The following is a 21,987-nucleotide window of genomic DNA, read 5'->3' as shown; positions in this document are numbered from 1 at the left end:
TACCGGGCGCAGTCGGACGATCGACGACGCGGCGAGCGCGCGTGCCGGCCGTCGCGGGGCAGGCGGGACGTTCGCAGCACGGCCGAGGCCCGGCCCCCAGGTGGGGGCCGGGCCTCGGCCGTTCCCGGGAGGGCGGGGGCGGCGGACGGTGCGGGATGCGTAGCCCACGCCCAAATCCCCCGACAGTGTTAGAAAGGGCTCATGACCGGACGTTTTGGTCGACAGCCGACCGGGTGGGGTTCGCGCATGTCCGCGCGCCTGTCCCGGGGGGCGCACAGTGTCGCCGGTCAGGTCTTCGCCCTCCAGGCGGTGATCGTGCTGCTGCTGATCGCCGCCGCCGCGCTGGCCCTGGTCTTCCAGGCCCGTTACGACAGCCAGCGCGACGCCCGCAACCGCTCGCTCGCCGCCGCCGAGGCCTTCGCGCACGCCCCCGGGCTCCCGGCGGCGCTGATGTCTGCGGATCCGACGGCAGCGCTCCAGCCGCTGGCCGAGGCCGCCCGCAGGGCCTCGGGCCTGGACTTCATCGCGGTGATGGACGTCCGCGGGGTCCGCTACACCGACTCGCGGCCCGAGCTGATCGGCCAGCGGGCCTCGGACGTCTCACGGGCCGCCGCCGGGGAGTCCTTCACCCAGGTTTTCAAGGGGCAGCCGAGCGACGCCGTCCGGGCGGTGGTGCCCGTGCGGAACGCGGACGGCGAGGTCATAGGCCTGGTCGGCACCGGCATCGAGGTGGAGAACGTCGCCCACGCGGTCGAGGGGCAGCTCCCGCTCCTGGTGGGCGCCGCGGCGGGCGGTCTGCTGCTCGGCACCGCCGGCGCCGCCCTGGTCAGCCGGCGGCTGCTGCGCCAGACACGCGGCCTGGGCGCCGCCGAGATGACCCGGATGAACGAACACCACGAGGCCGTTCTGCACGCCGTCCGCGAGGGCGTGCTGATCATCGGCAACGACCGGCGGCTCATCCTCGCCAACGACGAGGCCCGCCGGCTCCTCGACCTGCCGCAGGACGCCGAGGAGCACGACGTCGGCGACCTCGGCCTCGACCCCCGCACCACCGAGCTGCTCGCCTCGGGCCGGGTCGTGACCGACCATGTGCACCTGGCGGGCGACCGGCTGCTCGCGGTCAACGTACGGCCCACGATGGCCTACGCGGGGCGGCCGGCCGGCCGTGTGGTGACCCTGCGCGACTCGACCGAGCTCGCCTCGGTCTCCGGCCGGGCCGAGGTCGCCCGCAGGCGCCTCCAGCTGCTGTACGACGCGGGTGTGCGGATCGGCACCACGCTGGACGTCGCGCGGACCGCCGAGGAGCTGTCGGAGGTGGCCGTACCGCGCTTCGCGGACTTCGTGACGGTGGAGCTGCTGGAGCCCGTGCTGCGCGGCGACGAGCCCTCCGGCGGCGTCTACACCGAGATGCGCCGGGCTGCCATCACCGGTATCCGTACCGACTCGCCGCTCCAACCGGTCGGCGACCTCATCCGGTTCGAGGTGCCCACGGCGCCGATGGCGGCGGCCCTGGACGCCGGGCACGCGGTGCTCGCGGCCGATCTGAACGCGGCCATGGGCTGGCGGGCCCAGGACTCCCAGGGCACCCGCGCGGCCCTGGAGTACGGGCTGCATTCGCTGATCTCCGTCCCCCTCCTGGCCCGCGGTGTGGTGCTGGGCATGGCCAACTTCTGGCGCGCCGACACCCCCGAGCCCTTCGACGGGGAGGACCTGTCCTTCGCGGAGGAGCTGGGTGCGCGCGCGGCCGTCTCCGTCGACAACGCCCGCCGCTTCACCCGCGAGCACGCGATGGCCGTGACGCTCCAGCGCAGCCTCCTGCCCCGGGTGCTGCCCGACCAGAGCGCCGTGGAGGTGGCCTACCGCTACCTGCCGGCGACGGCGGGGGTGGGGGGCGACTGGTTCGACGTGATCCCGCTGCCGGGCGCCCGGGTGGCGCTGGTCGTCGGCGACGTCGTCGGGCACGGGGTGCACGCGGCGGCCACCATGGGCCGGCTGCGGACCGCGGTGCACAACTTCTCCACCCTCGACCTGCCGCCGGACGAGCTGCTCGGACACCTGGACGAGCTGATCAACCGGATCGACCAGGACGAGGCCGGCGGCGCCGGGAACGGGAGTGGGGACGCCGGCGCCGACGGGAACGGGAACGGGAGCGGAGCGGGCGCGGAGGACGCGGGGCCCGACGGTGCGGCCGAGGGCGCGTCCGCCGTCACCGGCGCCACCTGTCTCTACGCGGTCTACGATCCGGCCTCCGGGCGGTGCCGGATGGCGAGCGCCGGGCACCCCGGGCCGGCCCTGATCCGCCCCGACGGCCAGGTGGAGTTCCCCGAGATGCCGGCCGGGATCCCGCTCGGCGTGGGCGGGATGCCCTTCGAGGCGGTCGAGTTCCAGCTGCCGGAGGGCAGCCGCCTCGTGCTGTTCACGGACGGCCTGGTGGAGGACCGCGACCGGGACTTCGACACGGGTCTGCGCCTGCTCGCCGAGACGCTGTCACGGCCCGGCCGCAGCCCCGACGAGGCCTGCGCGGACGTGCTGGACACGATGCTGTTCCCGGTGCCGAGCGACGACATCGCCCTGCTGATCGCGGACACCCGGCGGCTGGAGGCGGACCGGATCGCCGAATGGGAGGTGCCCGGCGAGTACACCGCCGTCTCGTGGGTGCGCAACGCCGGCTCGGCGCAGCTCGTCGAGTGGGGCCTGGAGGACATCGCCTTCACCGCGGAACTGATCCTCAGCGAGCTGGTCACCAACGCGATCCGGTACGGCAGCGCGCCCGTCAGGGTCCGCCTGCTGCGCGACCGGAGCCTGATCTGCGAGGTCTCCGACGGCAGCAGCACCTCCCCGCACCTGCGCTACGCGGCCACCACCGACGAGGGCGGGCGCGGGCTGTTCCTCGTCGCGCAGTACGCCGAACGGTGGGGCACCCGCTATACCGACCGCGGGAAGGTCATCTGGGCCGAGCTGCCGCTGACCGGGGCCGCGGAGCCGCAGCCGCCGCTGGACCTGGACTCGCTGGAGGACCTGGCCTGGTGAGCCGGGCGGGTCACACGGGCCGGGCGCGGGCCAGCAGCATCGCCACGTCGTCCTCCTGCGCGCACGGCAGCAGCCGCCGCAGGATCTGGTCGCACAGTCCCTCCAGGGGCTGCTCCATCCCGTGCAGGGCCTGCCTTAGCTGCTCCATGCCCTGGTCGAGGTCGCGGTCCCGGGCCTCGATGAGCCCGTCGGTGTAGAGCACGAGCAGGCTGCCCGGGGCCAGGCGCACCTCCTCGGTGCGGAAGTCCCGCCCTCCGGCGCCCAGCGGGGTCCCGGGCGGGGCGTGGAGGAAGGTGACGGTACCGTCGGTGGCGACGACGGCCGGCGGCGGATGGCCGGCTCGGGCGATCACGCAGGCGCCGGACGCCGCGTGGTGCACGGCGTACACGCAGGTCGCCATCTCGTCCTCGCCCAGGTCGGCGACGACCGCGTCCAGGGAGCGGAGCAGGTGCGCGGGCGGTACGCCGTGGCGTGCGAGGGTCCGTACGGCCGTGCGCAGCTGACCCATGACGGCCGCCGCGTGGACCCCGTGGCCCATGACGTCCCCGATGACCAGCCCGGTCCGGCCGCCGGGCAGCGGGATGGCGTCGAACCAGTCCCCGCCGACGTCGTGGTCGCTGGCGGGCAGGTAGCGGCCGGTGAGTTCGAGGCCGGGGACCTCGGGCAGGGCGCTGTTGGTGAGGCTGCGCTGGAGGGTCAGGGCCGCCTGGCGCTGGCGGGTGTACATGCGGGCGTTGTCGATGTTGAGCGCGGCGCGGGCGACGAGTTCGTCGACGAGTACGCAGTCCTGCTCGTCGAAGGGCTCGCGCTCGCGCGTCCGGGTCACGGTGACGGTTCCCAGCACGGTGCCGCGGGCGACGAGCGGGACCAGGCGGGCCGAGCCCAGGGTGGCCAGGTAGGCCCGCAGGGCGCCGGCGCGCGGGGAGGTGATCAGTGCCGGGATGTCGGAGACGTAGAGGTTCATGGGCCGGCCCTCGGCGATGACCCGCTCGTAGAGGGTGCCCGCGGGGATCCGGAAGGTCTGGCCGGGGGTGAGTTTCGCGGTGGGGGCGGAGGGGTCGGGGAACCGGGCCGCGAGGCGGCGCAGGATTCCGCGGGTGGAGGCCGCGGCCGTCGGGCCCTCGTCGGGGCCCAGGACCGATTCGAGGAGCTGTACGTCGGCGGAGTCCGCGAGCTGCGGCACGAGGAGTTCGACGATCTCCTGGGCGGTCTGGTGCAGGTCCAGGGTCGTGCCGATGCGGGTGCCGGCCTCGGCGAGCAGGGCGAAGCGGTGCTGGGCCAGCTCGGCGTCGGCCTGGGCCTGCTGGCTTTCGGTGATGTCGATGAGGGAGGCGATCACGCCGAGGGGCCGCCCGGAGCCGTCGAGGAGCGGGGCGTAGGAGCAGGACCAGGTCCGGTCGTGTTCGGGGTCGGCGGGTGTCCGCCCGGTGCGGCGGACGTCGACGACGGCGGTGCCCCGGTCGAGGACCTGCTGCATGGTCGCCTCCAGGGCGGCGGCGTTGACCCCGGGGACCACTTCGGTGAGGCGTTTGCCGAGGTGCTCGGCGGCGGACACGCCGTTCATCCGGGCGAGTGCGTCGTTGACCCGCAGGAAGCGCAGGTCGGGGCCGAGGGTGGCGAGGCCGATGGGCGACTGGGTGAAGAGGCTCTGGAGGGCGGCGAGGGAGTCGCGCATGTGGAGGACCTCGGAGGTCTCCACGGCGATGAGCATGGCTCCCGTGCGCCCGGTGGCGTCGACGGCGGGGACGATCCACATCTCCATCACGACGAGGTGCCCGTCGCGGTGGCGCACGGGGAGGGTGCCGACGACGGTCTCACCGGCCTGGACGCGGCGGGTCAGCTGGTCTGCGAGCTCCGAGTTGGCCTCGGGGACCAGTACGGAGGCCCCTGGGCGGCCGATGATCTCCTCGGGGCGGTGCCCGAGCAGGTCCTGGGCGGCCAGCGACCACTCCACGATGCGGCCGTCGGCGTCCTCCCGCCACAGGGCGATCGGCAGCAGCTCGCGGAGCACGCCCGCGTAGCCGACAGCCGCCGCCGGCGGGTCCGGTACCTCGCTCGTCGACTGGTAAGTGTCCACACCGACCTCACCCCGGGGGCCCTATTCCTACCGATTCACCCTATCCGAGGCGTCGGCGCCGGGCTCTGCGTCACCGGAAGGGCGGGTGAGGACCGTACCTCCGTGAAGGCGTCGCGAAACCCGCGCCGTCTGCGCATGGCGGCAGCCGTGCGGAGCCGGTGTACGGGCCGCCGTCAGGCGTGCGCCATCAGCTCCCGGGCTCCGCCGCTGATCACCGCCGTCACCGGGATGCCCGCACGGTCGATCAGGCCTGCCGCGACGGCCGCCCTGCGGCCGCTGCCGCACACCACCACGATCTCCCGGTCGCGGGGCAGCTCGCCGATCCTGCGGGGCAGTTCGGCGAGGGGCACGGCGAGCGAGCCGGGGATGCCGCCCTCGGGGCGGTCCGGCCGCACGTCGAGCACCCGCCTGCCGTCGACGTGCCCGGCCAGGGCTGCCGCGTCCGCGGTGCGGAAGGTGCGCAGCGGACGGCCGGCGGCCGCCCAGGCGTCGGTTCCTCCCGCCAGGTACCCGGCGATGTCGTCGTATCCGATCCGCAGGAGCTGGACCACAGCCTCGTGGGCCGCGTCCCCGGCCGGTTCGGGCAGGACGAGGACCAGCCGCGTGCCGAAGGGCACGACCTCGCCGACGAGGCTCGCGAAGCGTTCGTCGAGCTCGTCGCAGATCGAGTCGGGCAGGTGGCCGGCGGCGAAGGCCGCCCGGTCGCGTCCGTCGACGATCTGCGCTCCGCCGCCGAGGAGCCCCTCCACCACGGCCGGGGTGAGCGGGCGCATCACGGGCGGGCCGCCGAGCACGCGGGGCCCGGCCCCGTTGACGGACCCCATGTGGCGGTAGTAGGCGGGGTACGGGGGCAGGCCCGACATCCGTCCCCGGACGAACTCCTCCTCGTCCTGGGCGGTGAGCACGGGATTGGTGCGCCGCTCCGTGCCGACCGTGCTGGTCCGCTCCCCCGACACCGGGCCGGCCGCGCAGGAGCTGCCCGCGCCGTGTGTCGGCAGCACGCGGGTGCCGTCCGGGAGCAGGGCGAGCCGGCGCAGGGTCCGGTACTGGGCCCTGGCGAGTTCCTCCGTACGGCCGCTGCCGGACAGGTCGGTCCGGCCGGCGTTGCCGACGAGGAGGCTGCCGCCGGTGAAGACGGCCGACGGGGCCCGGGCGTCGTCGTCGAAGACCAGGTAGGAGGTGTGTTCGGCGGTGTGGCCCGGGGTTTCCACGGCCCGCACGGTCGCGTCGCCGACGCGGATCTCGTCGTCCTCGGCCATGGGCAGGTGGTCGAAGGCGTACGGTGCGCGGGCCGGGCCGGCGACGGTGGCGCCGGTCGCCGCACGGACCTCCAGCGCGCCGGAGACGTAGTCGTTGTGGACGTGGGTCTCCAGGACGTACCGGATCCGGACCCCCTTGGCGGCGCAGGACTCCATCAGCTCCCAGCTGTCGCGCTGCGGGTCGACGAGGGCGGCCTCGTCTCCGCTCACGAGCAGGTAGCTGGTGTCCCCGAGCGACGGGGTGGCGATGACGTCGATCGTCGCCTCGGAACCGTTCATACGACCACCACCTCGACGGAGGCCACGGGGTTGCAGCCGTAGCCACGGGCGTTCCACGGGGCCTGCGGCGGCTGCGTGTCGCCGTGGGCGTCGGTCGCGCGGGACAGCAGCCGGTAGGGACCCGGCTGCTGCGGGGTCCACCGGTAGGACCAGCCGGTCCAGGCGTACGGGCCGGCCGGTGCTTCGAGGTCGGCCTGGTGCCAGCCCCGGACGTGGTCCGGGCCGCGGTCGTCCTCCTCGTGTTCGGCCCGCACCTCGACGCTGCGCACGGGCACCCCGCCGCCCGACCAGGCGTGGCCCCGGACCAGGGTCTCGTGGCCGCGGCGCAGGTCCTCGTCGGGTGCGGGCTCGGTGATGAGCGACTTGACCCGCAGCGTCGTCACGGGGCCTTCGGGGGTGCCGCGCGGGGTGAGGTAGAGGTACTCCTCGGCCTGGAAGACCCCATCGAAGGGGCTGGTCACGGCCCGTACCCCGACCAGCCACTTCACATCCGCGACGGCGTACCGGCCGGGGGCCACCAGACGGACCGGCGCCCCGTGCTCGGGGGCGAGCGGTTCGCCGTTCATGCGAGTGGCCAGGAGGGTGTCGGGGTGGCGGGCCGCGGCGAGCGGGAGGCTGCGTTCGAAGGGCGTGCGGCGGCCGTGCACCGGGCCGGAGTCGGCTCCGGTGAAGACGACCTCGACGGCGGCGGGGTCGATCCCGGCGCGGTCGGCGAGGAGGTGAAAGGGCACGCCCGCGAAGTGTGCGCAGCCCACCGCCTGCTGGCTCCAGGGCAGGCCGGGCGGGGGCGGCCGCATCAGGCTGCGGCCGTTGCCCGCGCATTCCACGACGACATCGAGCTCGCGGTGTTCCAGCGCGAGCAGTTCTTCGTAGCCGATGGAGAAGGCGGTGGCGACGGCGCCGCCGAACCGGAGCCGCCACCGGCCGGAGTCGGTCGGCGGGATGCCGAAGTGGCCGCGTACGAAGAGGGCACCTGCAGGGGTGAGGGGCTCGGCCAGCGCGGCCGACGGGGTCTGGGCGTTGTACGGGGCGTCCGTGACCGTCTCGGCTGCCCAGGCTGTGGCGCCGGGCCCCTGCGCGACCCGGAAATCCGGCGCTGCGGTCATGGCCACACCTCCCGTCGGCCTTCGTACGGCGCGCGACGCGAATTTCTTCCAGCGTACGTCCGGGAAACCCTTGACTCGGAACAAATAGGGAGGAAACTCATATATACACCGGATCACCGGAAGAGCCGCCCCTCCCCCAGGAGACGTCCTCGGGTTCGAGTGACTTTGTCCAGGCTCTGGCCAGGCCCCCGGCAGTACCTGTCGACCACGGGAGCCATCGGCGACGGCGGATGGCTCATGGAATCGACGGACTGCCGGGGACTGTCATGCTCACGAACCCCCGCAGGTAAGATCGCGATCATTGCATTCGCAGACATGTACGGGGGCGGTGATCGCGGGGATGGACTACGCGACGCTGAAGGCGCTCAAGCCTTCGGAGTTCACGGAGGCGGCGGACGGGTACCGGTCGGTCAGCAGCATGGCCGACCACGCCTACGCGAGCGCCGAGCAGCAGATCACGACGCGGCTCCGGTCCGGGCTGAGTGGCAAGGCGGTGGACGCCGCGGTGGAGCAACTCCTGCTGCTGGCGAAGAACTTCCACTACACGCAGGTCGAATGCGGGCTCGCCGCGACCTCACTGAACGCTCTGGCGGCCTCGCTGACGACGGCCAAGTCGAAGCTGGACGCCGCCCTCGCGGACGCCGAGGCCGCGAAGTTCTCGGTGGGGGCGGACGGTTCGGTCAGCTACCCGCCCGCCGGCGAGGAGAAGGACGGCAAGCTGCCTGACGGCGGCACGGTCAGTGGCAGCGCCAAGGGCAAACCGTCCGGGAACGTCATCGACCCCACCAAGGACGCCAACGACCTGTCCGCCGCGCTGGAGCGGCAGGCCGCCAACATCCACCCCAACCCGAACTTCGGGAAGGCGGTGGAGATAGCCAACCGGATCGCGCAGGCCGTCGCCGAGGCCACCGAGGCCGACTCCCAGTGGGCCCCCAAGCTGCGCAAGCTCAAGGCCGACGACGACTTCGTCGTCTCCGAGTCCGACTGGGCCGACGTCGCGGCCGACTCCGGGCAGGTGCAGGCCGGGGCCAAGGACTACCTCGCCCATATCAAGCCCCCGCCGCCGAAGGGCAGCGACCCCGAGCTGAACGCCGAATGGTGGAAGGGCCTTTCCGACAGGGAGAAGGAGGCCTACATCACCCTTCAGCCGGCGAGCGTCGGGGCCATGAACGGGCTCCCCGCGGACGCCCGCGACAGCGCCAACCGCACGGTCCTCGCGGAGACACACGGCCTCTACAAGACGGAGCTGAACGGGATCCCCAAGGAACCCGAGCCCAAGTACCACTACGTCCAGCGCGGGCGCGCGTGGATGCGCGAAGAGACCGACGCGTGGAGCGCCTGGAACGACAAGCACGGGGACCGCAAGGCCCACCTGGAGGACCGGCTGCAGGGCATGGACACCATCCAGAGGCGCTTCGACGAAAGCGCCGAGCGTGGACTGCCCCAGGCATACCTGCTCGGTTTTGACGCCGAGGCGAACAATGACGGCCGGGTGATCCTGGCCAACGGGAACCCGGACACCGCGGACCACACGGCCATCTTCGTGCCGGGCACGAAGACGACCCTGGGCAGCATCGAGGACGAGGCCGCGAAGAGCGACGCCCTGTGGCGCGAGGCCTCGGGGATGGCGCCCGGCAAGTCGGTGTCGACCATCACCTGGTTCGACTACGACGCCCCGAACACCATCCTCACCGAGGCCACCCAGGACAAGTGGGCGCAGCAGGGAGCCCCGACGCTGCGGCAGTTCCTCGACGGCACCGAGGCGGCCCACCGGTCGGCCACCGGCGACAGCTCGCACACGACGCTCATGGGCCACAGCTACGGATCCACGCTGATCGGCGACACGGCGAAGTACCGCAGCGAGTACGCCGACACCTGGGCCGATCCCCTGCCCGTCGACGACGTGGTCGTGGCCGGCAGCCCCGGCATGCAGGCGGACCACGCAGCCGACCTGGGCTTCAAGCCCAAGCACGTGTGGGCGATGGAGGGCGGGGGCGACGACAACTTCGTCACAGGTGGCGGCCGGTTCGCCGGCCTCGGCGACAACTGGACCATTCCCACGGACGAGTCCTTCGGCGCCAACAAGATGCACAGCGATTCCCCGGGCCACGGCAACTTCTGGGACGAGAAGGACGGCAAGGCGTCCATCAGCCTCTCGAACCAGGCAGCCGTCATAGCCGGGCTCTACGATGAGGTCGAGCTGGACAGGAAGGCCCCCCAGTGATTCGAAGGAACAGGCGTAACGTCACTGTCCTGGCGCTCCTCGGCGCCCTGGCCCTCACAGCAGGATGTACTTTCGTGGACAACGACTCCTCCACCCAGCGCTCGTACACGCCGCAGCCCCGCGCCCACCAGGACGTGGAGGAGGAGGTCGGCGACCTGTCGAGCAGGGCACTGGACATGACCCAGGTGAAGGGCAAGGTGACCGACGGGGGGCCAGCGACCTATCCGTGCGGCACCAGCGAGGAGAAGAAGCAGGGCCTGCGCAACGTCCGGCACGTCTGGTCCGTGTACGGAGTGGATCACGACACCCTCGGCAAGGGCATGAAGAACCTCGCCGCGCGGCTGCCGGAGAACGGCTGGCACATCGTGAGGAACGGCCCGAACGAAAGGACCGAGAGCAAGCGGATCGAGGTCTTCGCCGTCCACGAGCAGTCCCACACCCAGCTGGAGGCCAGGTGGATGGACAGCTCCGACGGAGGCGAGAACCTGATCAACTTCGCCGTGTACTCCCGGTGCTTCAAGGACACCGACCCCAAGTGACGGCCGGGGCGGCGCCGACGTCCGCGTCGGTGCCAGCCCGGCCGCTCGGGCCCGGCTTCAGGCCATCTCGCGCGGGCGGGGCACCTCGGCCGTGTCCAGGACCGCCGCGATCCCCTGGGCCAGGCACGGGATCCGGTGCGCCGGTATGCCTGCGATGTTGATCCGCCCCGAGGTCGTCCCGTAGATGGCGTACTGCCTGCGCAGCCGCAGCATCTGGTTCGGGGACAGCGGCAGCATCGAGAACATGCCCTTCTGCCGGGCCAGCGAGCGCGCCTGCTCCGTGCAGCCGAGCGCGCCGAGGTGGGCCGTCAGGTCCGCCCGGTTGGCCATGATCCGGCCGCGCATGACGTCCAGCTCGGCCCGCCAGGAGGCTCGCAGCGCCTCGTCCTGGAGGATCGTGGTCACGACGGCTGCGCCGTGCTCGGGCGGCATCGAGTACAGGGTGCGGGCGGCGTTCTGCAGGGCCGTCTCGGCGTGCCGCACGGCCCTGCCCGATGAGCCGAGGACGATGGCGCAGCCGACGCGGTCGCTGTAGAGGCCGAAGTTCTTCGAGCAGCTCACGGCGATCAGCATCTCGGGCACCCGGGCCGCCAGCATCCGCGTGGCCACCAGGTCGGCTTCCAGGCCGTCGCCGAGCCCGTGGTAGGCGAGGTCGACGAAGGGCACCCAGCCACCGCGCTCGGCCGACTCGGCCAGCGCCTCCCAGTCGTCCAGCAGGGGGTCGACGCCGGTGGGGTTGTGGCAGCACCCCTGGAGCAGGACGACATCGTCGCGGCTCGCGTCCGACAGCTCCCGCAGCACGCCGGCCGTGTCGAAGCCGCCGTCGGCGTCGCGCCACCCGTAGGTGCGGACCTTGAGCCCGGCGGCCTCCAGGATGGGCCGGTGGTTGACGTAGGCCGGGTCGCTGATCCACACCGTGGCGCCCGGGCGGGTACGGAAGACCAGGTCGGCGAGCAGCCGCAGCGCGCCGGAGCCGGCGACGGTCTGGACGGCCGCGGCCCGCTCGGCGGGCCCGTGCGGGCCCAGCACCAGGTCGAGCAGGGAACGGTTGAAGGCGGTGTTGCCGGAGAGCCCGCGGTACTCCTTGGACTCGGAGCGCTGCGCCAGCCGCATCTCGGCCTCTCGGACGGCGGCCATGACGGGGGTGGTTTCCGACTGGTCCCGGTAGACACCGAGGACGAGGTTGAGGCGTTCGGGCCGCTCGTCGCCGCCGAACTCGTACGTGAGGTCCCACAGCGGGTCGGTGGGCGGCGGGGGAAGGAGCTCAAGCATCTGCGGGCACCTCGGGTCGGGGGCGGCGGTTGGCGAGGACGACGCCGGCGGTGATGAGCGGGACGCCGACGAGGACGGCGGCGGTCGGTGACTCGCCGAGCAGGGGGATCGCGAGCAGGACCACGGCGACGGGGCTGAGGCTGCCGACGACGGAGCTGCGTTCGGCGCCCAGGCGGCGGATGGCGAAGGCGTAGAGCAGGCCCGCGCACAACCCCACGCCGAGACCCTGCACGACCAGGAACAGGGCGATGTCGGTGCCCGCGGCGTGCGCGATCCCGGTGGGCAGGACCCCGGTCAGGACGAGCAGTCCGATGACCACGAAGGAGGGCAGGCAGAGCAGTCCGATCGATCCGACGGGATCGAGGTCCACCTCGCGCAGCCCCACCGTGTAGAGGGCCCACAGACCGCTGGCGACCAGGAGGATGCCGGACCCGGCGAGGACGTCCGTGTCCACGGGGACGACGTAGCGCCAGACGAGCGCGACCACACCGGCGGCGATCAGCGCCAGGCCGACGGCCTGTGTCCCCCTCGGGACGCCGTGACCGCGCCGGATCATGATCAGGGAGACGAAGAGCGGGACCATGCCGGGGACGATGGAGCCGACGAAGGCGGCGGAGGTCAGCGCTCCGCCGTGCATCGCGGCCAGGAAGAAGGGCACCCCGGCACCGCAGACGATCTTCAGGGCGGGGCCCGGCCGGACCGCGGCGATGGCGCGGCGGCGCCGCCACAGGGCGGGGAGGAGGACGACGAGGGGGAAGCCGAACCGCAGCAGCGCCGCGTCGGCGGGCAGCAGCGAGGAGGTGCTCAGTGCGCGGGCGCTGAGTGCGAACGCCGCCCAGATCGACACCGTCACCAGCAGCGCCAGCATGCCCTGGGCCTGGGGGGAGAGCCCGCGCCGGCCGGGGTGTCCGGCGCGCGGGCCCGCCGCATCAGGAGGCAGGGTCGCCCGGGTGGTGTGCGTCGCGACCAAGGGATCCACTCCAGCCTCTGGAACACGGACCGGTCCGGTCCGCTCAAGGGCAACGCTAGGCCTTCGGCCGGGGCAGCCGATTGCCAGTTCTGCCTCTCGGACATACGTTTGGGGCAGAACCTGCCAAGGAGTGGCCATGGACGCAGTCGATCTGCAGATCATCCGGGAATTGCAGACGGACGGGCGCCTTTCCAACCAGGAACTGGCCGACCGCGTCCGGCTGTCCCCGTCGCCCTGCCTGCGCCGGGTGCGGCGGCTTGAGGAGGCGGGTCTGATCCGCGGCTACACGGCCATGGTCGACCAGGTCGCCTTCGGGCTGCCGGTGACCGTCTTCGTCCGGATCCGGCTGGAGCGGCACACGGCGGAGGCGGTGCGCCTCTTCGAGGAGCACGTCGCGGTCATCGAGCACATCCAGGACTGCTACCTGATGGCGGGCAGCAGCGACTACCTGCTCCGGGTCGTCATCGAGGACCTGGAGGCGTACGAGGCCCTGGTGCGCCACCGGATCCACGCCATCCCCGGGATCGCCTCGATCGAGTCGAGCTTCGCCTACGGCAGCGTCAAGCAGTCCAGGACCTACCCGCGGCCGGCGCCGGGGGCCTCCCGCCGGGCGCGGGGGACGTGACGCCTGCCGCACGTCCTGCCGCAACTGCTGCCGGGACGTCTACGAAGACGCCTGCCGGGACGCCTCGACCGCCGCCTCGAAGGCGGCGTGGGCGGCTTCGTCGAAGAGGACGAAGCGCACCTCCTGGACCTCGGTACGGGCCGCGCGGACCGTGCGGACCGCGATCCTCGCGCCGTCGTCCATGGGCCAGCCGTAGATGCCGGTGGAGATGGCCGGGAAGGCGACCGTACGGGCGCCCAGCTCGTCGGCGACGCGCAGCGACTCGCGGTAGCAGGAGGCGAGCAGCTCCGACCGGTCCTCTTCGCGCGACCAGACGGGGCCGACGGTGTGGATGACGTGTCCGGCGGGCAGCCGGCCGGCCGTGGTGGCGACGGCCTGGCCTGTCCGCAGGCCCTTGCCGTAGTGCGAGCGGCGCAGGTCCTCGCAGGCGGCGAGGATCTCCGGGCCGCCCTTGCGGTGGATGGCGCCGTCGACCCCGCCGCCGCCGAGCAGCGAGGAGTTCGCGGCGTTGACGATGGCGTCGGCCTGCTCGGCGGTGATGTCGCCGCGGACGAGGGTGATGCGGACCATCGGAACTCCTTCTCAAGCGTGGTTGCGGGGGCCCGGGGCCCCTCTCAGGCGGCCTTGCGCAGGTGGCGCCAGACCGCCTTGGCGGCGTTGTGGCCGGACATGCCGTGCACGCCCGGCCCCGGCGGGGTCGCCGAGGAGCAGATGAAGACCGCCGGGTGGGCCGTGCTGTACGGGGAGAGGCTGATCCTCGGGCGCAGCAGGAGCTGGAGGCCCGAGGCGGCTCCGCAGGCGATGTCCCCGCCGACGTAGTTGGCGTTGCGGGCGGCGAGCTGGGGCGGGCCGGCCGTGGCGCGGGCCAGGACCAGGTCGCGGAAGCCGGGGGCGAAGCGCTCCAGTTGGCCCTCGACGGCTTCGGTGAGGTCGCCGTCCCAGCCCGCGGGGACATGTCCGTACGCCCAGAAGACGTGCTTGCCCGCGGGGGCCCTGCCGGGGTCGACCAGACTGGGCTGCGCCGTGATGAGGAAGGGCGTGCGGGGCGCCCTGCCGCCCGAAGCGAGCTGGAGGGCGGCGTCGATGTCGCGCATGCGCGGGCCGACCTGGACGGTGCCGGCGCGGCGCGGCTCCTCGGCCGTCCACGGGACCGGGCCGTCCAGCGCGTAGTCGATCTTGAATACGGAGGCGCCGTACCGGTAGCCGTCGTACGCGCGCCCGAGGCGGGCGATCCGGGCCAGCGCGGTCGGCGAGGTGTCGAAGACGTAGGCGCGGGCGGGCGGGAGGTCGTCGAGCCGCTTGACCTCGAAGTCCGTGTGGATCTGGCCGCCGAGGTCGCGCAGGTACGCGGCGAGGGCGTCGGAGATGGACTGGGAGCCGCCGCGGGGCATCGGCCAGCCGCCCGCGTGGGCGGCGAGGGCGAAGACCAGGCCGACCGCGCCGGTCCCGATCCCGCCGAGCGGTGCGATGACGTGGGCCACGAGTCCCGCGAACAGCGCGCGGGCCCGTTCGTCCTGGAAGCGGCACAGGAGCCAGGTCGAGGGCGGCAAACCGGCGAGCCCGAAGCGGGCGAGGGTCACCGGGTCGCGGGGCAGCGCGGTGTTCGGCAGGGACATGAAGTCCCGGGCCAGGGTGTCCCATCGGCCGAGGAACGGGCGGACCAGTCGCCGGTAGGCGCCGGCGTCGCGCGGCCCCAGGGACGCCGCCGTCTCCGCGACGGAGCGCGAGAGGACGGCGGCCGTGCCGTCGTCGAAGGGGTGCGCCATGGGCAGCGGGGCGTGCAGCCACTCCAGCCCGTACCGCTTCAGCGGCATCGTGGCGAAGACCGGCGAGCCGATGCCGAGCGGGTGCACCGCCGAGCAGGGGTCGTGCCGGAAGCCGGGGAGGGTGAGCTCCTCGGTCCGGGCTCCGCCACCGATCGTGTCGGCGGCCTCGAAGACGGCAACGGAGAAGCCGCGCCGGGCCAGTTCGACAGCGGCCGTCAGCCCGTTGGGGCCCGCCCCCACCACGACCACATCGAAAATCGACGGCACTTGCACTCCTTCGTTTCCGGCGGCGTTCGCCCCTCCAGGATATTGCGGCGGCAGGCGGGGGCGGACCCGCCGGACTGCTTACGCGCCCCGGAGCAGCTCCCGGATGCGTCGGACGGTGGCCTCGTCCCGCCCCACGGCGAACGGCAGGGCGTTGTCGCGGTCCACACGGAAGGGGACCCCGTCGACGGTGCTCTGGGCGCCGCCCGCCTCGGCGACCAGCAGCAGTCCGGCGGCGTGGTCCCAGGCCGAGGGCCAGGTGAAGGCGAGGGCGTCCATCTCGCCGCGGGCCACCTTCAGGTACTCCAGGCCGGCCGAGCCGCAGGGCCTGGCGGCGACGCCGGGTACGTCGAGCCGGGCCAGGGTGCGCTTGTTCTCGTCGGAGGTGTAGAGGGGGTGGGCGATGGCGACCCGCAGATCGGCGCCGGGCTCGGGCGAACCGCTGTGGATCTGCTGCCCGTTGACGTACGCGCCCTGCCCGCGCACGGCGGTCGCCAGTTCCTCCAGTGCCGGGGCGAAGGTCCAGGAGGCGAGGATCTCGCCGCGGTGGGCCAGCGCGACCAGGGTGCAGAAGGCCGGGTCGCCGCCCACGAACTGGCGGGTGCCGTCGACGGGGTCGACGATCCACACGGGGGCGTCCGCGCGCAGCGCCGCGTACACGGTGGGGTCGGCGTGGACGGCTTCCTCGCCGACCACGGCCGAGCCGGGCAGCAGTCGCGTCAGGGAGGCCGTGAGGTGTTCCTCGGCCTTGCGGTCGGCGACGGTCACCAGGTCGTGCGGGCCGTTCTTCTCGTCGACCTCGTGCTCGGCGAGCTGCCTGAATCTCGGCATGATCTCGATCGCCGCCGCCTTGCGGACGGCTTCTTCCACGTCGGGCAGGCTGTGGGCCAGGAACTCATCGATCATGCCTCCAGCAAAGCACGCCGCGCCGACAAACCCCACTGCCGGTACCGGACACCGAGACGGACACCGGGTGGCCTGCGGGTGGACCGCCCCCGGCCGGCGGCCGGGGGTGCCGGTCCCGAGCCGCCGGGAGATCAGCGGTCCGCGCCGGTCAGCAGGCGGGCGTTCGGCCGTGCGGGCGCGCGGTCGTGCGGTCGTGCGGTCGTGCGGTCGGACCGTTCGACTCGGTCGGCGAGGTGGCCGTGGACCGACTCGTGGCGGGCCGCCAGGTCCGCCGGCACCAGCTCCATGACCACCGCGGGGGCGCGGCCGTGGCCCGGCCGCTCATGACCCGGTCGCCTACAGCGGCTTCTGCCTCTCTTCGGCGGCCATGACCGAAGGGTGATCGGGAGGGGTTTCGGATCGAGCCACTGCGATCTCGGTGCCGCTGTGCCGTTCGGCCCACGACTCCAGCGCCGCCCGGCAGGCGTGGTCGAGATGGTGGATCCCGGACAGGTCCAGAAGCACCCGGCGGTCGCTGGGCAAGGCCTCCAGGCTGTCGAGTATCTGGGGCAGCCTCAGGAAGGTGACGGTCCCCTGCACCCGTACGCGGATCGTGCCGTGCCCGTCGTCACTGTGCTCGATCCGCAGGTGCGAGGCGTCCCAGGCGGCCTTCGCCACCGACAGTGCGACGCCGATCAGGACGCCCTCGAACATGCCGACGGCGACGATCGCCGTCGCCGTCGCCACGAGGACGAGGGCTTCGCCCCGGTGGTGGCCCCAGAGCCTGCGAACGCCGGCGAACGGGATGAGCTTCCAGCCTGCGTGGACGAGGATCCCCGCCAGGGCGGCCAGCGGAATGTACGCGAGAACGGCGGGCAGCAGGGCGGCGAAGAGCAGCAGCCAGACGCCGTGCAGGACGCGGGATGCCTTCGTCCGCGCGCCCGCCTCGACGTTGGCCGAACTGCGCACGATGACCGCGGTGAGGGGCAGGGCGCCGAGCAGGCCGCACAGGGTGTTGCCCGCGCCCTGGGCGAGGAGTTCCTTGTCGTAGTCGGTTCGGGGTCCTGGGTGGAGGCGGTCGACCGCCGCCGCGCTGAACAGCGACTCGGCGGAGGCGATCAGGGCGAACGCGAGGACCGTACCGAGGAGGGCCGGGTCGGCGAGGGACGCGAGGGCGTCGGCGCCCGGCAGGTGGACGGCCTCCAGTACTCCGCTGACCTGAACGGTCTCCACCGGAAGGCCGAGGAGCGCAGCCGCGAGGGCGGCCAGCAGGACTGCCACCAGGGCGCCGGGTACGGCCCGGGCCCGGCGCGGCATCCGCTTCCAGCCGACGATGACGAGGACGGTGCCGGCCCCCACGGCGAGGGAGACAAGAGCCGTACGGCTGCCCAGGGCCTCGACCAGCACACCCGGCAGGGCGGTGAGCTTGTCGAGGCCCGAGTGGGGGGCGGTGAGGCCCGTCGCGGCGTAGATCTGGCCCGCGACGATGACCAGGCCGATGCCCGCGAGCATCCCTTCGACCACGGACAGGGAGATCGCACGGAACCAGCGGCCCCAGCGCAGGAGGCCCATGCCGATCTGCAGCACGCCGGCCGCCAGCACGATGACTCCGAGCGCGGGGAGACCGAAGGCCCGGACGGCTTCGAGGACGAGCACGGTGAGGCCGGCGGCGGGACCGGAGACCTGGAGACTGCTGCCGCGCATCAAGCCGGTGACGATGCCGCCGACGACGCCGGTGATGAGGCCCAGTTCGGCGGGGACTCCCGAGGCGACGGCGACGCCGAGACAGAGGGGGAGGGCGACGAGGAAGACGACGAGCGAGGCAGCGGCGTCCTGACGCAGGTGCGGCAAGGATCGGGGCATGAGGACGTCCTTCCTCACAGCGCCTCCACGGAACGGGCGGCGCCGGAGCGCGTGTCGTGGGGACGGCCGGCCCGGGCATCGGTGGAGCGGGCGGTGGGGAACGGGTCATCGAGGTGGGGGGCCGGCTCCTCAGGGCTGTGTCCGAACCGGCGGTCGCTGGTGACGAGGGGCTGCATGCGGGTTTCCTCCTGGCGCGTCGTGGGGGCGCGTCGGGTTGACAGGTCGGCGCGGGTGGTACCGCCTGTCAGCAGAGGAAGACCTGGAGCACGGGGGCGTGGTGAGCGGCGAGAGGTCTGCGCCGGGTGTCCGGTCCGCCGGCGGGGCGGCCTGCCCACGGGTCGGCGAAGGGGCCGGTGCGGACGACGAAGGACGGCGGGCCGAGAGGCCCCGCAGAGGTGTTCACGGCCCGTCGCCGGTCGTACTGAAGGGCGGGGCCCCTGCGGACGTCCGCCTGAGCGCCCTCGGCGTGAGCGGACTCGTACGCGGCGACCGCCACGACGTTCTGGGCACCGGACTCCTGGAGCCGGGGGGCGGCCCCGCCCGGTGTCGGCAGGACCCAGGCGGTCCAGGCGAGGGCGAGGAGGAGAAGCAGGGGCACACGCACGGTCGGCATCGCGAGGCCACCTCCCTCCCGTCACCTCATCATCGGAATTCGCCAAAGCAAGCTCAAAGGCGAGTCAATGAAGGGTAATGCGCCCACGTGGAGAGGCATCCGCAAAACCCCTGCTGCACGAAGGTTTTCGAATGAAATCAGCCTGATGTTGACGCGAACGGCTGCCCCGGACGGATCCGCACCCCCCAGCCCCTCGCCTCAACCACCATCGCGGAGGCGCCTGTCGAGTCGCCGGGTGCTCATGGAGTCCTCGGCGGATCGGCCGGCTCTCTCGCGTACTGGCGGCACTCGCCGGTGAACACGACGGCGAGTTCGGCCTCGAGCGAGGGTGTCACGAACGGGACCATGGCCGCTTCGGCGGCGCCGTCGGGCTCGCGGTAGACCTGGAGTGCGAGGCCCTCCACCACGGCGGCGAGGCGGACGGCCCGAGCCCCGCCGCCTCGTCCCCACCGTCCTGTGGTGCCCGGCCGGCGCCCTGCCCCGGATCGCCATGGCGGCAGCCCTCACCTCATCAAGGCCAGGGCGCTGTGGACCTGGACACCCGACGCGTCCATCGCCCTCTGCACGGCAACCGCCGCTGGGACCGCCGCCATCGCCCTGCGGCTCACCACCGCGTACGGCGGCGGAGACGGTGCCCGGCGTCCGGCCTCCCCGGGCGAGTCCGCAGTGCCTGAAGGGTGAGGATCGTACGAGGAGCGGGCAGGTGCTTCGCCGACGTACCGCGCGGGCGCAGCCGCTCGAAGCGAGTGCGGGGGTTCGGTGGCCCCGCGTCAGAGGTCGAGTGCGGGGATGATCTCGGTGCCGTAGGCGTCGATGGTGCCCTCGCGGTTGTCGTGCATGTCGTAGACCGCGAACTGGTCGACGCCCAGGTCCTTGAGGTGCCGGAGCTTGTCGATGTGGGCCTCGGCAGGGCCGAGGAGGCAGAAGCGGTCGACGATCTCGTCGGGGACGAAGGTGGTGTCGGGGTTGTCGGCGCGGCCGTGGTGCGAGTAGTCGTAGCCTTGGCGGTCCTTGATGTACGCGGTCAGCTCCTCGGGGACCATGGAGGAGTGTTCGCCGTACCTGGAGACGAGGTCGGCGACGTGGTTGCCGACCATGCCGCCGAACCAGCGGCACTGGTCGCGGGCGTGGGCCAGGGCCTGCGGGGAGTCGTCCGCCGTGACGTAGGCGGGGGCGGCGACGCAGATCACGAGGGCGTCGGGGTCTCGGCCAGCGTCCTGAGCCGCCTTGCGGACCGCCTTGACCATCCACTCGGTGAGGAAGGGGTCGGCGAGCTGGAGGATGAAGCCGTCGGCCTTCTGCCCGGCGAGCGCGAGGGCCTTGGGGCCGTACGCCGCCATCCACACCGGCAGCTTTCCGTTCTTGATCCACGGGATGCGGATCGGGTTGCCGTCCACGGACGCCTCGCGGCCCTCCGCCAGGTCGCGGATGACGTCGATGGCCTCGCCGAGCCGGGCCAGGGTGTTGGGTGCGCGGCCGGCGACCCGCATCGCGGAGTCGCCGCGGCCGATCCCGCAGACGGTGCGGTTGCCGTACATGTCGTTGAGGGTGGCGAAGGTGGAGGCGGTGACCTCCCAGGTGCGGGTGCCCGGGTTGGTCACCATCGGGCCGATGTGCATCTTCTGCGTGTTGGCGAGGATCTGGCTGTAGATGACGAACGGCTCCTGCCACAGCACGGCGGAGTCGAAGGTCCAGCCGTAGCGGAAGCCGTTGCGCTCGGCGCGCTTCATGAGGCTGACGACCTGGGAGGCGGGCGGGTCGGTCTGCAGGACGAGGCCGAAATCCATCGGGCGGCTCCTTACGGGCTTACAGGTACTGGCAGGTGGAACGGTGGACGAAGGCCCCGTGGCCGGCCCGGCCGGTGTACTCGCGCCGGTCGATGACGAGTTCGCCGCGTGAGAGGACGGTGTCGACGCGTCCGGTGATCCGCTTGCCCTCGTACGCCGAGTAGTCCACGTTCATGTGGTGCGTCTCGGCGGAGATGACCTGCTCGGCGTGCGGATCGTAGAGGACGATGTCGGCGTCGGCCCCCGGCGCGATGGTGCCCTTCTTCGGGTAGAGGCCGAACATCCGGGCGGGGGCGGCGCAGGCGATCTCGATCCACCGGCGGCGGCTGATGTGCCCGTCCACCACGGCCTGGTGGAGGAGGTCCATGCGGTTCTCCACCCCGGGCAGCCCGTTGGGGATCTTCGAGAAGTCGCCCCGGCCGAGCTCCTTCTGGCCGCGGAAGCAGAAGGGGCAGTGGTCGGTGGAGACCACCTGGAGGTCGTTGGTGCGCAGCCCCCGCCACAGCGCCGCCTGGTGCTCGCGCGGCCGCAGGGGGGTGGAGCAGACGTACTTGGCGCCCTGGAAGTCGGGCTCCTCCAGGTTGTCGGTGGACAGGAACAGGTACTGCGGGCAGGTCTCCCCGAAGACCGGGAGGCCCTTGTCGCGGGCCGCGGCCAGCTCGGCCACCGCCTCCTCCGCCGAGACGTGCACGACGTACAGCGGGGAGCCCGCGACCCGGGCGAGCTGGATGGCGCGGTGGGTGGCTTCCGCCTCCAGGAGCACCTTGCGGACCTCGCCGTGGTGGCGGGGGTCGGTCTCCCCGCGGGCGAGGGCCTGTTCGACGAGGACGTCGATCGCGATGCCGTTCTCGGCGTGCATCATGATCAGCCCGCCGTTGGAGGCACCGCGCTGCATGGCGCGCAGGATCTGCCCGTCGTCGCTGTAGAAGACGCCCGGGTAGGCCATGAACAGCTTGAAGGAGGTGACGCCCTCGCCCACGAGGAGGTCCATCTCCTTCAGGGTGCCCTCGTTGACGTCGGAGAGGATCATGTGGAAGGCGTAGTCGACGGAGCAGTTGCCGTCGGCCTTGGCGTACCAGGTGTCGAGCCCTTCGCGCAGGGAGTGGCCCACGCTCTGCACGGCGAAGTCGACGATGGTCGTGGTGCCGCCCCAGGCGGCGGCTCTGGTGCCGGTCTCAAAGGTGTCCGAGGCGGAGGTCCCGCCGAAGGGGAGCTCCATGTGGGTGTGCGCGTCGACTCCGCCCGGGATGACGTACTTCCCGGTCGCGTCGATCGTACGGTCGGCCGTCCAGGCACCGGCGGCCTCGGAGCCGCGGGCCGCCAGCGCCGCCACGCGGCCGTCCTCGATCAGGACGTCCGCGTGGAGTTCGTCGGCGGCGGTGACGACCAGGCCGCCGCTGATCAGGGTGCGGTTGCTCATGGGATCCC

General features: G+C 72.7%; 19 protein-coding genes. 4 read left to right on the top strand and 15 right to left on the bottom strand.

Annotated elements, in window-relative coordinates; translation table 11 throughout:
• The first annotated feature begins 201 nt into the window (after positions 1–201).
• Entirely contained in the window at positions 202–3,030 is a 2,829-nt protein-coding gene (locus ACFWFZ_RS26995) for a SpoIIE family protein phosphatase (protein ID WP_387125570.1), read from the top strand.
• A gap of 10 nt (positions 3,031–3,040) precedes the next feature.
• On the opposite strand, the gene ACFWFZ_RS26990 is transcribed toward ACFWFZ_RS26995, so the two are convergent.
• The 3 genes from ACFWFZ_RS26990 to ACFWFZ_RS26980 form a co-directional block, all read right to left on the bottom strand.
• Positions 3,041–5,107 (bottom strand): SpoIIE family protein phosphatase, encoded by a 2,067-nt coding sequence (locus ACFWFZ_RS26990; protein WP_387125569.1) that lies wholly within the window; start codon positions 5,105–5,107, stop codon positions 3,041–3,043.
• A 173-nt stretch (positions 5,108–5,280) separates the two neighbouring features.
• Positions 5,281–6,645, bottom strand: a complete 1,365-nt coding sequence (locus tag ACFWFZ_RS26985; protein WP_387125568.1) for a rhodanese-like domain-containing protein — start codon at positions 6,643–6,645, stop codon at positions 5,281–5,283.
• Positions 6,642–7,751 (bottom strand): molybdopterin-dependent oxidoreductase, encoded by a 1,110-nt coding sequence (locus ACFWFZ_RS26980; RefSeq protein WP_387125567.1) that lies wholly within the window; start codon positions 7,749–7,751, stop codon positions 6,642–6,644. Before ACFWFZ_RS26980 ends, ACFWFZ_RS26985 begins: the two co-directional genes overlap by 4 nt.
• Before the next feature lie 340 nt (positions 7,752–8,091).
• Here ACFWFZ_RS26980 and ACFWFZ_RS26975 point away from each other — a divergent pair, with 340 nt between their 5' ends.
• Together ACFWFZ_RS26975 and ACFWFZ_RS26970 are read left to right on the top strand one after the other, a co-directional pair.
• On the top strand, positions 8,092–9,975 hold the full coding sequence (locus tag ACFWFZ_RS26975) for an alpha/beta hydrolase (RefSeq protein WP_387125566.1): 1,884 nt from the start codon (positions 8,092–8,094) through the stop codon (positions 9,973–9,975).
• A 74-nt stretch (positions 9,976–10,049) separates the two neighbouring features.
• Complete coding sequence (locus ACFWFZ_RS26970) at positions 10,050–10,514, top strand: hypothetical protein (RefSeq protein ID WP_387125565.1); 465 nt, start codon at positions 10,050–10,052, stop codon at positions 10,512–10,514.
• A 57-nt stretch (positions 10,515–10,571) separates the two neighbouring features.
• Here the strand turns inward: ACFWFZ_RS26970 and ACFWFZ_RS26965 are convergent, their stop codons facing one another.
• Positions 10,572–11,786, bottom strand: coding sequence for an aromatic amino acid transaminase (locus ACFWFZ_RS26965; RefSeq protein ID WP_387125564.1), 1,215 nt, complete (start codon positions 11,784–11,786; stop codon positions 10,572–10,574).
• On the bottom strand, positions 11,779–12,756 hold the full coding sequence (locus tag ACFWFZ_RS26960; RefSeq protein WP_387125563.1) for a DMT family transporter: 978 nt from the start codon (positions 12,754–12,756) through the stop codon (positions 11,779–11,781). The genes ACFWFZ_RS26965 and ACFWFZ_RS26960 overlap by 8 nt, the downstream gene beginning before the upstream one ends.
• 136 nt (positions 12,757–12,892) lie before the next feature.
• Here ACFWFZ_RS26960 and ACFWFZ_RS26955 point away from each other — a divergent pair, with 136 nt between their 5' ends.
• Positions 12,893–13,381, top strand: coding sequence for an Lrp/AsnC family transcriptional regulator (locus ACFWFZ_RS26955; protein ID WP_387125562.1), 489 nt, complete (start codon positions 12,893–12,895; stop codon positions 13,379–13,381).
• A gap of 39 nt (positions 13,382–13,420) precedes the next feature.
• On the opposite strand, the gene ACFWFZ_RS26950 is transcribed toward ACFWFZ_RS26955, so the two are convergent.
• The 10 genes from ACFWFZ_RS26950 to hydA all read right to left on the bottom strand — a co-directional run bounded on the left by ACFWFZ_RS26950 (position 13,421) and on the right by hydA (position 21,979).
• Positions 13,421–13,951 (bottom strand): O-acetyl-ADP-ribose deacetylase, encoded by a 531-nt coding sequence (locus ACFWFZ_RS26950; protein ID WP_387125561.1) that lies wholly within the window; start codon positions 13,949–13,951, stop codon positions 13,421–13,423.
• A gap of 44 nt (positions 13,952–13,995) precedes the next feature.
• A complete protein-coding gene (locus ACFWFZ_RS26945) occupies positions 13,996–15,414 on the bottom strand; it encodes a phytoene desaturase family protein (protein ID WP_387125560.1) in 1,419 nt (472 codons plus the stop codon).
• Positions 15,415–15,492: 78 nt separating this feature from the next.
• The gene (locus ACFWFZ_RS26940) at positions 15,493–16,317 is read right to left on the bottom strand and encodes an inositol monophosphatase family protein (protein ID WP_387125559.1); all 825 of its coding nucleotides are present in this window, start codon (positions 16,315–16,317) and stop codon (positions 15,493–15,495) included.
• Between the two features lie 131 nt (positions 16,318–16,448).
• Positions 16,449–16,604, bottom strand: a complete 156-nt coding sequence (locus tag ACFWFZ_RS26935) for a hypothetical protein (RefSeq protein ID WP_387125558.1) — start codon at positions 16,602–16,604, stop codon at positions 16,449–16,451.
• 49 nt (positions 16,605–16,653) lie between these two features.
• A complete protein-coding gene (locus ACFWFZ_RS26930; RefSeq protein WP_387125557.1) occupies positions 16,654–18,159 on the bottom strand; it encodes a SulP family inorganic anion transporter in 1,506 nt (501 codons plus the stop codon).
• 14 nt (positions 18,160–18,173) lie between these two features.
• Positions 18,174–18,335 (bottom strand): hypothetical protein, encoded by a 162-nt coding sequence (locus ACFWFZ_RS26925; RefSeq protein WP_387125556.1) that lies wholly within the window; start codon positions 18,333–18,335, stop codon positions 18,174–18,176.
• Positions 18,336–18,403: 68 nt separating this feature from the next.
• Positions 18,404–18,772 carry a hypothetical protein gene (locus tag ACFWFZ_RS26920; RefSeq protein WP_387125555.1) on the bottom strand — a complete coding sequence of 123 codons (369 nt, stop codon included), beginning with the start codon at positions 18,770–18,772 and terminating at the stop codon, positions 18,404–18,406.
• 239 nt (positions 18,773–19,011) lie between these two features.
• Positions 19,012–19,179 (bottom strand): hypothetical protein, encoded by a 168-nt coding sequence (locus tag ACFWFZ_RS26915; RefSeq protein ID WP_387125554.1) that lies wholly within the window; start codon positions 19,177–19,179, stop codon positions 19,012–19,014.
• 363 nt (positions 19,180–19,542) lie between these two features.
• The gene (locus tag ACFWFZ_RS26910; RefSeq protein WP_387125553.1) at positions 19,543–20,559 is read right to left on the bottom strand and encodes a TIGR03842 family LLM class F420-dependent oxidoreductase; all 1,017 of its coding nucleotides are present in this window, start codon (positions 20,557–20,559) and stop codon (positions 19,543–19,545) included.
• Positions 20,560–20,578: 19 nt separating this feature from the next.
• The gene (gene hydA, locus ACFWFZ_RS26905) at positions 20,579–21,979 is read right to left on the bottom strand and encodes a dihydropyrimidinase (RefSeq protein ID WP_387125552.1); all 1,401 of its coding nucleotides are present in this window, start codon (positions 21,977–21,979) and stop codon (positions 20,579–20,581) included.
• Positions 21,980–21,987 lie beyond the last annotated feature (8 nt).

Origin of the sequence: Streptomyces sp. NPDC060232 (genome assembly GCF_042726555.1) — a bacterium.
GTDB lineage: Bacteria > Actinomycetota > Actinomycetes > Streptomycetales > Streptomycetaceae > Streptomyces.
This window is presented reverse-complemented; position numbering and strand designations above follow the sequence as displayed.

Excerpts from the sequence above, each read along its gene's own strand:
- hydA (WP_387125552.1), bottom strand. The coding sequence starts at position 21,979 with ATGAGCAACCGCACCCTGATCAGCGGCGGCCTGGTCGTCACCGCCGCC.
- ACFWFZ_RS26995 (WP_387125570.1), top strand. The coding sequence starts at position 202 with ATGACCGGACGTTTTGGTCGACAGCCGACCGGGTGGGGTTCGCGCATG.
- ACFWFZ_RS26940 (WP_387125559.1), bottom strand. The coding sequence starts at position 16,317 with ATGATCGATGAGTTCCTGGCCCACAGCCTGCCCGACGTGGAAGAAGCC.
- ACFWFZ_RS26930 (WP_387125557.1), bottom strand. The coding sequence starts at position 18,159 with ATGCCCCGATCCTTGCCGCACCTGCGTCAGGACGCCGCTGCCTCGCTC.
- ACFWFZ_RS26965 (WP_387125564.1), bottom strand. The coding sequence starts at position 11,786 with ATGCTTGAGCTCCTTCCCCCGCCGCCCACCGACCCGCTGTGGGACCTC.
- ACFWFZ_RS26955 (WP_387125562.1), top strand. The coding sequence starts at position 12,893 with ATGGACGCAGTCGATCTGCAGATCATCCGGGAATTGCAGACGGACGGG.
- ACFWFZ_RS26980 (WP_387125567.1), bottom strand. The coding sequence starts at position 7,751 with ATGACCGCAGCGCCGGATTTCCGGGTCGCGCAGGGGCCCGGCGCCACA.
- ACFWFZ_RS26920 (WP_387125555.1), bottom strand. The coding sequence starts at position 18,772 with ATGCCGACCGTGCGTGTGCCCCTGCTTCTCCTCCTCGCCCTCGCCTGG.
- ACFWFZ_RS26985 (WP_387125568.1), bottom strand. The coding sequence starts at position 6,645 with ATGAACGGTTCCGAGGCGACGATCGACGTCATCGCCACCCCGTCGCTC.
- ACFWFZ_RS26975 (WP_387125566.1), top strand. The coding sequence starts at position 8,092 with ATGGACTACGCGACGCTGAAGGCGCTCAAGCCTTCGGAGTTCACGGAG.
- ACFWFZ_RS26950 (WP_387125561.1), bottom strand. The coding sequence starts at position 13,951 with ATGGTCCGCATCACCCTCGTCCGCGGCGACATCACCGCCGAGCAGGCC.
- ACFWFZ_RS26935 (WP_387125558.1), bottom strand. The coding sequence starts at position 16,604 with ATGGAGCTGGTGCCGGCGGACCTGGCGGCCCGCCACGAGTCGGTCCAC.
- ACFWFZ_RS26910 (WP_387125553.1), bottom strand. The coding sequence starts at position 20,559 with ATGGATTTCGGCCTCGTCCTGCAGACCGACCCGCCCGCCTCCCAGGTC.
- ACFWFZ_RS26925 (WP_387125556.1), bottom strand. The coding sequence starts at position 18,335 with ATGCAGCCCCTCGTCACCAGCGACCGCCGGTTCGGACACAGCCCTGAG.